Below are 12,628 nucleotides of genomic sequence, written 5' to 3' on the forward strand. Positions count from 1 at the left end.
CCGTGAAACTAACCCAAGTTGTGTCACCGAAATCTCTAAGCCGTGTTCGAGAGCCTGAGCGCGCAGTAACCAAGGTTGCTGCAGTTCAAATCAGCCACAATGTCGATTCAGCGGCTCACATAGCCACAGTTATTGAAGCTGTCGAGATTGCCGTTGAGGCGGGCGCCCAAATAATTTTTCTTCCCGAGCTCACGCTTTCAAGATATCCGGCAGACACCTTGCCCACGGGGACACCGAGCCAAAATGCCGAGCAACTGGACTCCGGACCAACATTTAGCCTAATTTCAGAACAGGCCAAGAAATACGGCGTAGTTATTCACGCATCGCTTTATCAAGAGGCGGGCCTCACCGATGGTAGAGGCCTAAACACAGCAATCGTCGTTGGGTCAAATGGCCAGCTGCTGGGCTCAACCCCAAAGCTCCATATTCCAGTCACCGAGGGTTACTTTGAAGACAAGTATTTTGCTCCGGGACAAGGCAATAATCCGTACCCCGTTTTCGAAATGGATCTAGTTGGAAAAGCAAAGCTTGGCCTACCAACTTGCTGGGATGAATGGTTCCCCGAAGTTGCAAGATCTTACGCCTTGGCGGGAGCGGATATTCTTTGCTATCCAACCGCCATTGGCTCCGAGCCTGACCATCCCGATTTTGACACTGAACCACTTTGGCGCCAGGTCATTATCGGTCACGCGATTGCCAACGGTTTATTCATTGTTGTTCCAAACCGATGGGGTAACGAGGGTTTGTTGGATTTTTACGGTTCATCATTCATCGTCGACCCCTACGGTCGCATTCTGGCTCAGGCCGGCCGGTCCGGCAATGAGGTTTTGGTGGCCGAGCTCGACCTAGACCAACGAAGAGATTGGTTGGAACTGTTTCCCTTCTTTGCCACCCGAAGACCAGATACCTATAGTTCCCTATCAGCTGCAGTCACCAACAACAGAGCCCCTGGGGGCAAAGGCGAGCACGGGGGTATTCCGGGGTTGACTCCATGACCTACGTGATGCCCCCGGAATGGGACCAGCACGAACGAACCTGGATCGCATTCCCGCACGATGGTTACACGCTCGGCGAGACGCCCGATGAGCAATACGCGGCCCGAAAAACTTGGGCCAATGTCGCCAATACGGCAAGTAACTTTGAAAAAGTGACCGCCATTGTCCACCCCAAAGACCTTGCCATGGCAAAAAAGTTTCTGTCCAGGCAAGTCGAAATCTTTGACTTAGTAATTGACGATGCCTGGGTAAGAGACAGTGGTCCCACCTTTGTCAAAAACGAAGCTGGTGAGCTTGCCTGCGTGAACTGGGTGTTTAACGGCTGGGGCGCTCAAAGCTGGGCGAGCTTCGAAAACGACAGCAAGATTGCTACAGAAATAGCGGGCTTTCTGGGGGCCCCACGAGTAGACAGTGAAATGGTAAACGAAGGTGGCGGTATTCACGTCAACGGCCAAGGCCAAGTGCTACTTACCGAAACCGTTCAACTAGACCCGGGTCGGAATCCAAACTGGACCAAGGAGCAGGTTGAGGAGGAACTTTCCAGAACCATTGGCGTGAGTGACTTTGTTTGGCTGAAGCAAGGACTCACCAGAGACTATGACGAATTCGGCACTAGGGGCCATGTTGACATTGTGGCCTGCTACTTACCCGACCAAAGAGTGCTATTTCATGACCAAAAAAATCAGAATCACCCAGACTTTCCCGTGAGCGAAGCGGTCAAACAACAACTTGTTGACGCTGAGCTTGCCCCAGTATCGCTTCCTGCCCCAACGACCCTCCGGGACGATGAAGGTTTCGTTGATTACAGCTACGTCAATCACTACGTTATGAATGACGCTGTCTTACTTGGAAGTTTTGAAGATCAAAACGACAAAGAGGCTCAGGCAATTTTGAGAGAGTGCTACCCCGATAGAGAAGTAGTTTTGATTGACGCTCGTGAGCTATTTGCCCGCGGTGGTGGAATTCATTGCATAACACAGCAGGAACCTGTCAGTAAACCCTAAATTTCACGATAACATTTGGGAAACAATGTCGTAGTCGGGGATTTTCCGGCTCGTTTACCTATTCCCGAGAGGCCCAACTGTAATGGCAACAAGAACAACCATTCGTAAGCGCTTTTTCGCACTTGCAGCAGTAACAGCAATTGCATCATTAGCACTAACTGGCTGCGCAAGCACCGAAACCGAGTCGTCTGATCTAGGCGAACTAAATGTTCAGTTCAGCTGGATCAAGAACGCCGAATTTGCAGGCGAGTACTTCGCTGATTCGAACGGCTACTACTCCGAAGCTGGTTTCAGTTCAGTCAACTTCATCGCTGGCCCAACTGCAACCGCAGCTGTAGTTCTCTCGGGTGAAGCACTGGTCGGTCTATCCGATCCAATTGCGGTCACCCCAGTAATCCTTGAAGAGGGAGCACCTCTGAAGATCATCGGTGCTACCTACCAAAAGAACCCTTTCACTATTTTGTCCTTGAAAGATGGTGGCAACATTGCCACTGCCCAGGACCTAATCGGTAAAAGAATTGGTGTTCAAGCTGGTGGCAACGAGACCCTGTTTGATGCCCTGTTGGCAGCTAACGGCATCTCGCAGGATCAGGTAACAAAGGTTCCAGTTGAATATGACCCAGCTCCACTTGTAAACGGTGAAGTTGACGGATTCCTGGCATACGTTACCAACGAGTCAATCACCGTTGCGAACCTGGGTTTTGAAGTCACGAACTTGCTGTTTGCTGACAACGGCTTGCCGTTTGTAGCCGAGGCATTTGTAGTTACCCAAGATTCAATCGACAACAACCGCGCTGCCTTGAAGTCCTTCCTTTACGCAACCGCACGCGGTTGGAAGGATGCAATCGCTGAACCTAACGAGGGTGCGCGTTTGGCAGTTGAGGTTTACGGCAAGGACCTAGGTCTGGACATAGGCAAGGAACAGCAGCAGTCCGTTGCTCAGAACTCTCTACTGGTGGTAACGGATGAGACAGTCGCTAATGGCCTGTTGACTATCTCAGAGGCGATGCAGGCGAGCAACATTGCCACGCTTTCGGGAGCTGGCTATGCAATTACCGCGGACCAGCTGTTTGACATGAGCTTGCTGGCTGAGGTCTATCAAGAGCACCCAGAACTTTTGGAGTAACCTTCCCTCATGAGTTTTGAAAATGCCACTGCCCAGAGTGAATCTACTTTGGGCAGTGGCATCACTATTTCCGGACTGTCCAAAGTGTTTAAATTGGGAAACAGTTCGATTACCGCACTCGAAGACACCACCCTGCACTCAGATAAGGGCAGCTTCTTGTCGTTACTAGGTCCATCAGGTTGCGGGAAGTCAACAATTCTTCGAATCCTCGCCGGACTCGAAAGCCCCACGGCTGGAAGCGTAACCGTGGACGGAATGGACCCAAGCCAGCTCAGACGCGATCACAGACTAGGAATCGCATTTCAGGACTCCGCGCTTATGCCGTGGCGAAGTGTCGTTGCCAATATCAGGCTTCCCTTTGAATTAGCGCGAGTTAGCCCAGATGAGAGCCTCATTTCAGATCTAATAAAGCTTGTGGGCCTGCAGGGCTTTGAAAATGCCAAGCCAGCTCAACTGTCCGGAGGCATGAAACAGCGCGTCTCGATCGCCAGAGCATTGGTAGTACAGCCTTCAGTCCTACTGCTTGATGAACCTTTCGGGGCTCTAGACGACATGACCAGGCAACGGTTGAACCTTGAGCTCTTGCGAATTTGGACCGAAAAACCTGCCACGACACTGATGGTTACCCATGGGATCTCGGAGGCGATATTTTTGAGCGATCAGGTGGCCGTAATGAGCCCAAGGCCTGGCCGAATCAAAGAAATTATTCAAGTCGACCTGCCCAGACCACGCACGCCAGAGATGATGCGAACCCCTGAGTTCCATGCACTCCACGACCATGCATCAGATCTCCTATTTGGCGGCAATGGCGCAGCAGTTGGCGATGAGTAGCGCAACCACCGTGCGCAGCAAGCTCCGCTTGCCAACCTGGGCTGGCGGCGTGATTGGTATTGTCTCCACCCTTGCCATTTGGTGGTTGCTGGCTGAAACAGTTTTTGCAAGCGTGGGAACCAGACCGGATGGTTCCGGTGGAGCCATCCCCACCCCCTTGGAAGTTGTAGTTCAACTATTTGAAGATGGCTTTGAGTTTTACTGGCGAAACGGAATTATTACCCTTACCGAAGCGGCCATTGGTTTTGCCTGGGGAAACGCATTGGCACTTGTCTTTGCCGGCATTGCGCTGGTACTGCCAAGACTTGAAACACTCACAACTCAAATCGCGGTAATTACCTACTGCATCCCAATCGTTGCTATCGGGCCTATCGTGCGACTCATTGTTGGTGCGCCCGGGGCCGGCGAACCGGCCGGTGCTGCAGTAGTTCTGGCTGCACTGAGCGTCTTTTTCACAACCATGATTGGAGCCCTAACTGGCGTGAAGGCAACTGATAGGAGGATGCTCGATGTGGTGACTGCCTACGGTGGCGGTGCGCTCCAACGACTGTTTCGGGTGCAACTGCTCTCAGCGTTGCCGTCTATCTTCGCAGCCTTCAAAATAGCCGCACCAGCTGCGTTTTTGGGTGCAATCCTCGGTGAATATGTGGGTGGTCCAGATGTTGGCTTTGGGCCAGCCATGGTCAATGCCCAGCAGAGCCTTGAAATCGCGAGAGTTTGGGGCGTTGCGCTCATTTCTGGTTTGATCGCCGGTGGCGGTTACGCACTATTTAGCATTATTGGCAGGCTACTTACCCCTTGGGCGAAGGTGACTAGCCGATGAACTTCAAGATAGAAGACTCTCAAGATCGCTCAATGATTGCTGTTCGCAGCAAGGTCAAGCGCGATGCTGCAAAACAAACAGCCAAGATCATTACGCAGTCAATTGGCAACACTGCCCTTTCGCTAGTTGTGGTTTTAATCCTCTGGGTATTCGCACTCTGGGCATTCGATGTCAGCCCATATATTGGCAAGGGCCCCCTCGATGTCTTCAACTGGCTGTTCCTAGTTGAAGGTGCCATGGAGAATCAGGCTCTGGTAATTTCCGCTCTTACCCAAACCATGTTCGATGCCGGGATCGGTTTTGCCTTTGGGTTGTTTTTTGCAACATTTATTTCGGTGCTTTTCGCCCTGTTCAAATCGGTCGAGCAGGCACTGATGCCGATTGCGATGTTGCTGCGTTCAGTGCCGCTAATTGCAATGGCGCCGATTCTGATTCTAATTTTTGGCAGAGAGCAAGTCACGGTTGCAGTGATGGGGGCAATTGTGGTTTTGTTTCCAGCGCTTGTAAACATTGTCTTTGGCCTAAGGTCCGCATCTGAGGCAACCCTCGATGTTGCCACCGTATATGGCGCGAACAAGCTTGCTGCCCTTAGGTATGTTGCTTTTCCCAGTTCGCTACCCTCATTCTTTGCAGCGGTAAAGATTTCGGTCCCAGGCGCAATTACGGGGGCACTATTGGTCGAGTGGTTAGCAACCGGCCAGGGCATCGGCTATGGGATTATTTCGGCCGTTGGCAGGGCAAAGACGAACGAGGTTTGGGCCTATGTTGTTGTCATTACGTTGGTTTCCATCTTGCTTTATAACCTGATTGGGCTTTTTGAAACCTACATTCTCAAGCGATTCGCGCCGCAGGCCTGGAAGTCCCGCTAGAAAGCGTGAAGTAACCGTCTCTGCCTATTTTTTATAGCCATCTCAAACCTTCATCCAACTAGAATCATCGGGTTGAAAGGAAGTGGCTATGAAGCGCACCGAGACCCCAATAGACCTGTTGGCCAATGAATTAGTTCTTGATATGGCCAACCGCTATCCATCCTTCGCGACCGACATTGGTTACCCCGGCGGCGAGGGTGACATGGATGACCACTCCCCCGAAGCGCTGGCTAATGAGCAGTTGGCCATCAAGGAAGTTCTTGCCATGCTGGCAGCGCTTGAGCCACAAGATCAGATAGACGAAGTGACTAAAGATGCGATGACCGCGTCCTTGACTCAGGAAATCCAAAGCTATGATTCCGGGCTTCACTTTAGAAACCTCAACAACATTGCGTCTCCGGCTCAAGGAGTTCGAGACATTTTTGATAACTCACCAACGGCAACGGTAAAAGACTGGGAGAACCTATCTTCCAGAATGCGAAAAGTGGAGTCGTCCTTGGCTGGATACATCGAAACGCTGAGAGTCGGACTAAGTGCGAATGACGCACCAGCAAAACGCCAAGTCGAAGCGGTCATTGATCAGGTGAGACAAATCACAGCGACCGACGGCTTCTTTCGTGAGTTTGCAAAGGACGCCAAAGCAGAAGAGGGTGCGCTCTCAGGCCACCTTATGGAAGATCTGGCCGAGGCTGCAGAAGCTGCGACAGCAGGATATGCAAAATTTGGTTCGTTTTTAGAAAAAGAACTCTTGCCAGGTGCAACCACTGAGGATGCCATTGGAAGAGAGCGCTATGAGTTGTTGTCCACGAGGTTCTTAGGAACCAAAGTGGACTTAGATGAGGCCTACGAGTGGGGCAAAGAAGAGCTTGCCAGGGTAGTGGCTGAGCAGGCATTAGTTGCCGAACAGATTCTCCCCGGGGCCAGCGTTGAAGAGGCAATCGCCTACTTAGAAAAGGACCCCAGCACGAAGCTTCAAGGCACAAAGGCTCTTCAAGAATGGATGCAGCAACTCTCGGACGCTGCCGTGAAGGCCCTTTCCGGATCACACTTTGAGATTGCTGAGCCGATAAAAAGGCTCGAGTGCATGATCGCACCGACTAAACACGGTGGAATTTACTACACCGGGCCGTCTGATGACTTTTCAAGGCCTGGGCGCATGTGGTGGTCGGTTCCAGTCGGCGTTACTGAATTCGATACCTGGCGTGAAACCACCACCGTTTATCACGAGGGCGTTCCCGGTCATCACCTTCAGGTGGCTCAGGCTACCTACGTGAAAGAGACCCTCAATGCTTGGCGTCGACTAGCGTCTTGGACCTCTGGTCACGGAGAAGGCTGGGCGCTGTATGCCGAGCGCCTAATGGACGAGCTTGGTTACCTCGATAACCCGGCTGATCGCCTCGGGATGCTTGACGGTCAGCGAATGCGTGCTGCTCGCGTTGTTCTGGATATCGGGGTTCACCTAGGCAAGCCGAGGCTTGACGGCAGTGGAACTTGGGATTTTGACTACGCACTTGATTTCATGGGCAAGAACGTAAACATGAGCAAAGAATTTGTAAAGTTTGAAGTCACCAGATATTTCGGGTGGCCAGGACAAGCACCAAGCTACAAAATTGGGCAGCGCATTTGGGAGCAAGTTCGGGATGACTACGCAGCGAAAAAGGGTGACGACTTTGACATCAAGCTATTTCATAAAACTGCGTTGAATCTTGGAGGCCTAGGGCTTTCGACTCTTCAAAAAGCAATGGCGCAGGCATAGCACCAGCTTTTTGGTTAAGCTTGGCAGCGTGTCTAAAGTTCTAGCATCACTCCCCGTAGGGAAAAAAGTCGGTATCGCTTTCTCCGGAGGGCTCGATACTTCGGTCGCTGTTGCATGGATGCGCGAAAAAGGCGCCATTCCCTATGCCTACACAGCCAACCTTGGTCAGTATGACGAGGACGACATTGATGGAATCCCAGGTCGAGCAAAGGAATATGGTGCCGAGGCAGGCGTCATTGTCGATGCCCGAGAAGCGCTGGCCGAAGAAGGTCTCATCGCTCTTGCCTGTGGTGCATTCCACATTCGAACCGGAGGCAAGGTTTATTTCAACACCACTCCGCTAGGCCGAGTTGTTACCGGAACTCTCTTGGTTCGTGCCATGAAAGAGGACGGCGTTGACATCTGGGGCGATGGCTCAACCTATAAGGGCAATGACATAGAGCGGTTTTATCGCTACGGCCTACTAGCCAATCCAAACCTGAGAATTTATAAGCCTTGGCTAGACGCTGACTTTGTTGCAGAACTTGGGGGCCGTGAAGAAATGAGTCAGTGGCTTCTCGAGCGAGAGCTTCCATACCGCTCTTCGGTAGAAAAGGCCTACTCAACTGACGCCAACATGCTTGGTGCTACTCACGAGGCCAAAAGCCTGGAATTTTTGAACACACCTCTAGAAATAGTGGAGCCGATAATGGGCGTCAAGCACTGGGATGACTCAGTAAAGATTGAAGCAGAAGAAGTTACCGTTGAATTCTTGCAGGGTCGACCCGTGAAGATAAACGGTGCAACGCTATCTAGCGCCGCCGATATTATTTTCAAGGCCAACGAAATTGGTGGCCGACACGGACTTGGCATGAGCGATCAGATTGAAAACCGAATAATCGAAGCTAAATCTCGCGGCATCTACGAGGCTCCTGGAATGGCGCTTATACACATTTGCTACGAAAGACTTCTGAGTGCAATACACAACGAGGACACCGTCGCTAGCTACCATCAAGAAGGCCGCAGAATGGGACGTCTGCTCTATGAAGGTCGCTGGTTAGACCCGCAGACCCTAATGCTGAAAGAATCTCTCATGAACTGGGTTGCCAGTGCGGTAACTGGGTCGGTGACGCTAAAACTTCGCAGAGGCGATGACTACACAATAATGAACACCGAAGGCACGGGTTTTAGCTACCACCCGGAAAAGCTCTCGATGGAGCGCAATGCCGAAGAGGCCTTCGGTCCGACCGATCGAATCGGACAGTTGACCATGCGAAACCTTGACATCGAAGACACCAGAGCCAAGCTTGATCTTTATAAGGCCCAAGGCCAGCTTTCTGACAACGCGAGTGACCTGACCTAGTGAGCATTCACATTGGGGCCGAACCTGGAGAAATTGCGGACACGGTTTTGTTGCCTGGAGACCCTCTTCGTGCAAAGTGGATCGCGGATACCTTCTTCGAAAACCCGGTTCAGTACAACTCGGTAAGAAACATGTTTGGATCTACTGGCACTTATAACGGTCAGCGAGTCTCGGTTCAGGGCACAGGTATGGGCGCCCCATCAATCGGAATCTACGCTCACGAGCTTTTCGAAGATTTCGGTGTTCAAAAAGCAATCCGGGTTGGCACCTCGGGTGGATTGGCCCCAACCAAACTTCGCGATGTAGTAATTGCCATGACCTCTTCTACCGACTCTCAAATAAATCGTCGCGCCACCAACGGCCTGGATTTTGCTCCAAGTGCAGACTACGAACTCCTTGAAAAGGCAGTTGCGAAGGCAAGAGAGCTTGAAGTCCGCTTTCATGTCGGCGGCATAGCTTCCGGTGATCTTTTCTATGACACCACGGACTCGCTAGAGCAGTGGAAAAAGCTTGGGATTCTGGCTCTAGAAATGGAAACCAACCAGCTCTACACTCTCGCGGCCAGGTTTGGCCGAAAAGCACTGAGCATTGTCACGGTGTCAGACATGATGGATGGCTCTGGCCACACCTCCTCAGAAGAGCGAGAATCTGGATTCGCAAACATGGTCGAAATAGCGCTAGCAGCCTCCAGGTGAAGTACATAAAAGTTCTGCTTCAAATTGGCCTTGGGTTTGGTTTGTTATCCGCCGGTATTTCTCACCTGACTACCGCGCGAGCTGAATTCCGGGCTCAGGTTCCGACCTGGCTTCCGTTTGATGCTGACTTCGTAGTTATCGCATCGGGAATTGTGGAAATTTCCTTGGGACTTGGTCTCTTAGTGCTCTGGACACAGCTGCCGCGAAAGCTGATTGGGTTGGCAGCAGCCTTGTTTTTCATCGCTATATTCCCCGGCAATCTTTCGCAGTGGATAAACGGACTTAGCGCATTCGGCCTGGACACTGACCAAGCTCGATTCGTGAGGTTATTCTTCCAACCGGTTTTGGTTGTTTGGGCCCTCGTTTCCACCAATGCTTATCGCCTACTCAGGCGCAAGAAAACATAGCTTCACTGCAGTAACATCTTGGAGTGCCAACAACCCAAAACATAATCGGCTTCTTGCTGCTGTCAATGGTCATAATTCTGGTACCGGGACCAAGTGTGCTGTTTGCAATCGGTCGAGCATTGGTGCTTGGGACAAGAGCCGCGCTTATAAGCGTTTTTGGAAACGCACTGGGTGTTGGATTACAAATTCTTATTGTGGCTCTGGGGCTCGGTGTTCTTATCCAACAATTTCCCGATCTATTTTTTGTCATCAAGGTAGTTGGCGCACTAATGATCGGCTACTTGGGATTAAAAGCAATCTGGCAGCGCAAAAAACTTGATGCAAGTAACGCCTCGGTTTCACCTTCGGGCAAAAAAGTCTTGAGTGAATCAATAGTTGTTGGCATTACGAATGCTAAAACCTTGGTGTTCTTCATTGCAGCGTTGCCAAGCTTCGTTGATCCCTCGGGTGGCAACCCCAGCGCACAAATGCTTGTACTCGGTGCGCTATTTCTAATAATTGGAGTAACAAGCGATTCGGTTTATGCGATTGCAGCCGGTAAGGCACGGCACTGGCTTGGCGGTTCAGAAAAACGACTGGCTAACTTCCGCGGAATCGGTGGCCTAGCTCTGGCACTCTTAGGCCTCTACATGCTGCTGGATGCGCTCCTGTAACAAGCTAGCCTTTTCGTCTTTTGAGCATTAGCGAGTCGACCTCTTGCCTCAATGGAATCGAATTGGACGCTCCCCTTGATTGAACGGAAATCCCTGCGGCTACGGTGCCAAGTTCTGCGGCCTCCAATGGGGTTAGGCCTTGCGCTAGTCCCGCCACCACGTAGCCGCAAAAAGTGTCCCCGGCACCGGTCGCATCAATCGCATCGACGGCCATTGCGTCAACATGGCCAAGGAGCTGTCCATCAGCAAATACCGATACCCCCTGGGCGCCTTGAGTAACAAACACTAGCCCCACATTTTTGGAAAGCTCTGCACCGGCGCTTTCAAAGTCCGCCCCACCTGCGATTTGAGTAACTTCAGTTTCATTGAGAGTAATAATGTCTATGAATTCCAGCAGCTTGGGGTCAAACTCCGATGATGGTGCGGGGGTGAGGACAACTCTCCAGCCAGCCTTCTTGGCCAGCTCGGCAACTACTAGGTTGCTGTCATTTCCAATCTCCAACTGCAGAACAAGAAGTCCTGCTCCATCTTGAAAGTTTTGCTCTTTTAATTTGGGGCTGTAATTAGCTCCTGGAACAACTGCGATCTGATTCTCGCCGTCTTGATCTACGAGTATGAAAGCCTTACTGGTTGCAGTTCCAGCGTCGAGGATTCTGGAGAAGACCACTTTTTGTTCAACCAGAAAGTTCGTCAAAAACTTACCGTCGTCATCGTCCCCAACTGCAAACTGGAAAGTTACGTCACCACCGGCCCGATGGATTGCAACAGCCTGATTCAGACCCTTTCCTCCGGCAAAGCGTCCCGATTGTGATGCCAATACAGTTTCCCCGGGCAAGGGCAGCTTTTTCATAAAGACCGAGTAATCAGCGTTGATGCTGCCAACTACTGCGATGGATATCCCTTGTTTCAATCAGTCCCCTTTGGATTCAAGACGGTTATAGGCCGCTGCCTGTTAAGAATAGCTATAGGACTGCAAATAGAGGTCATGGATACCTACATAAAAAGATCCCCGGCCATTGCCCCGACACTGTGCTAACCCGTCAGTTTGAAAATAGGCTAGCCAACTTCTGCCGGCAAGACTGAGTCCAAAGTGAACAAGCGTTCACGGAATACTAATTGGCAGAGATTTAACAGCGGATCCTTAGATCGAGAGGCTAACTTTATGGAGATGAAAAACTACTCGAGAAGTTGGCCGATGCTCAGAGCGCAAGGAATGGCTGGAGCGATTCTGCTGGTGGCAACTGGCTGCGCTTCCGCACCTGGACCAAAGGCAATCGCCCAAATGGAGCATGTCCACAGTGTCGCAGCTGACGGGGGTAACTTTTACCTTGCCAGCCATCATGGTATTTACAAATGGTCCGACGAGGGATGGAACCTAATCGGCGAAGAATTCGATGCCATGGGTTTGACGATTGATAAGGGCGTTTTCTACGCCAGTGGCCACCCAGGACCCGGACAAGATTTTCCTAACCCTCTCGGGATACTTGAGTCTCGCGACAACGGAGACACTTGGACGCCAAAATCCTTGACCGGTGAGGTCGACTTCCACCTGCTCGAGGTCTCAGGAGACTCACTGGTCGGTGTCGCAGCTAACTACGGCGTGGTTGTCGGATCCCAAGATGGAGCTGTTACTTGGTCCAACATTGCAACCCCAAGCCTGACAAGTTTGAGCCTAAATCCAAATAACGGTCTGCAGTTCCTGTTAACCTCTGAGGGCTTCCTGTATCTAACCGAAGACTCAGGGCTTTCCCTCACAGAAATAACTGCACCTTCTGGGCTAACAAAAGTCGACTGGTCTGACAGCGGGATCATCCTCGCTACCGACTCAACGATTTACAGGAGCCCCGAACTGGGAATGCCATTCCTTGAAATGTCGGGATCGTTCACCGGCATACGAGATGTAGCAGCTAGCGGTGTCAGCATTATTGTCCTAGACGAGCAAGGGGCGTATGTCTCTACCGATAACGGCAAGGTTTTTAGTCTGCTGCCCTAAGGCAATTGACTAGCGGGTAAAAGCCTCCGCCGTCATTCTGTCCCAAATCTGAGTATGTTTCATGCTTAGCCCGCAACCTAAACTAGAGCTAGAATTTTGGGAACTATAAGCCGAGGCAGAATGTTAGTACCACT

General features: G+C 51.3%; 13 protein-coding genes. 12 read left to right on the forward strand and 1 reads right to left on the reverse strand.

The window, feature by feature from the left end:
- Nucleotides 1-2 precede the first annotated feature (2 nt).
- The 11 genes from IMCC13023_RS05430 (at nt 3) to IMCC13023_RS05480 (ending at nt 10,501) form a co-directional block, all read left to right on the forward strand.
- Nucleotides 3-995: a nitrilase-related carbon-nitrogen hydrolase gene (locus IMCC13023_RS05430; RefSeq protein WP_007542111.1), complete on the forward strand. Its 993-nt coding sequence runs from the start codon at nt 3-5 to the stop codon at nt 993-995.
- Nucleotides 992-1,999 carry an agmatine deiminase family protein gene (locus IMCC13023_RS05435; protein ID WP_007542113.1) on the forward strand — a complete coding sequence of 336 codons (1,008 nt, stop codon included), beginning with the start codon at nt 992-994 and terminating at the stop codon, nt 1,997-1,999. Before IMCC13023_RS05430 ends, IMCC13023_RS05435 begins: the two co-directional genes overlap by 4 nt.
- Before the next feature lie 82 nt (nt 2,000-2,081).
- A complete protein-coding gene (locus tag IMCC13023_RS05440; RefSeq protein ID WP_007542115.1) occupies nt 2,082-3,125 on the forward strand; it encodes an ABC transporter substrate-binding protein in 1,044 nt (347 codons plus the stop codon).
- 9 nt (nt 3,126-3,134) lie between these two features.
- The gene (locus IMCC13023_RS05445; RefSeq protein ID WP_007542116.1) at nt 3,135-3,956 is read left to right on the forward strand and encodes an ABC transporter ATP-binding protein; all 822 of its coding nucleotides are present in this window, start codon (nt 3,135-3,137) and stop codon (nt 3,954-3,956) included.
- On the forward strand, nt 3,949-4,779 hold the full coding sequence (locus IMCC13023_RS05450; protein WP_100207078.1) for an ABC transporter permease: 831 nt from the start codon (nt 3,949-3,951) through the stop codon (nt 4,777-4,779). Before IMCC13023_RS05445 ends, IMCC13023_RS05450 begins: the two co-directional genes overlap by 8 nt.
- Nucleotides 4,776-5,648, forward strand: a complete 873-nt coding sequence (locus IMCC13023_RS05455) for an ABC transporter permease (protein WP_007542118.1) — start codon at nt 4,776-4,778, stop codon at nt 5,646-5,648. Before IMCC13023_RS05450 ends, IMCC13023_RS05455 begins: the two co-directional genes overlap by 4 nt.
- A gap of 88 nt (nt 5,649-5,736) precedes the next feature.
- Nucleotides 5,737-7,404 carry a DUF885 domain-containing protein gene (locus IMCC13023_RS05460; RefSeq protein ID WP_007542119.1) on the forward strand — a complete coding sequence of 556 codons (1,668 nt, stop codon included), beginning with the start codon at nt 5,737-5,739 and terminating at the stop codon, nt 7,402-7,404.
- A gap of 28 nt (nt 7,405-7,432) precedes the next feature.
- Nucleotides 7,433-8,746, forward strand: coding sequence for an argininosuccinate synthase (gene argG / locus IMCC13023_RS05465; RefSeq protein ID WP_040325433.1), 1,314 nt, complete (start codon nt 7,433-7,435; stop codon nt 8,744-8,746).
- Complete coding sequence (gene deoD / locus IMCC13023_RS05470) at nt 8,746-9,441, forward strand: purine-nucleoside phosphorylase (RefSeq protein WP_007542128.1); 696 nt, start codon at nt 8,746-8,748, stop codon at nt 9,439-9,441. The genes argG and deoD overlap by 1 nt, the downstream gene beginning before the upstream one ends.
- The gene (locus IMCC13023_RS05475; RefSeq protein ID WP_007542130.1) at nt 9,438-9,848 is read left to right on the forward strand and encodes a DoxX family protein; all 411 of its coding nucleotides are present in this window, start codon (nt 9,438-9,440) and stop codon (nt 9,846-9,848) included. Before deoD ends, IMCC13023_RS05475 begins: the two co-directional genes overlap by 4 nt.
- A 23-nt stretch (nt 9,849-9,871) precedes the next feature.
- The gene (locus tag IMCC13023_RS05480; protein WP_007542132.1) at nt 9,872-10,501 is read left to right on the forward strand and encodes a LysE family translocator; all 630 of its coding nucleotides are present in this window, start codon (nt 9,872-9,874) and stop codon (nt 10,499-10,501) included.
- Between the two features lie 4 nt (nt 10,502-10,505).
- Here IMCC13023_RS05480 and IMCC13023_RS05485 read toward each other — a convergent pair whose 3' ends face one another.
- Nucleotides 10,506-11,411 carry a ribokinase gene (locus IMCC13023_RS05485; RefSeq protein WP_050816759.1) on the reverse strand — a complete coding sequence of 302 codons (906 nt, stop codon included), beginning with the start codon at nt 11,409-11,411 and terminating at the stop codon, nt 10,506-10,508.
- 252 nt (nt 11,412-11,663) lie between these two features.
- Here IMCC13023_RS05485 and IMCC13023_RS07065 point away from each other — a divergent pair, with 252 nt between their 5' ends.
- Nucleotides 11,664-12,494, forward strand: a complete 831-nt coding sequence (locus IMCC13023_RS07065) for a WD40/YVTN/BNR-like repeat-containing protein (protein WP_050816760.1) — start codon at nt 11,664-11,666, stop codon at nt 12,492-12,494.
- Nucleotides 12,495-12,628 lie beyond the last annotated feature (134 nt).

The organism is Candidatus Aquiluna sp. IMCC13023, from assembly GCF_000257665.1.
Lineage (GTDB): Bacteria > Actinomycetota > Actinomycetes > Actinomycetales > Microbacteriaceae > Aquiluna.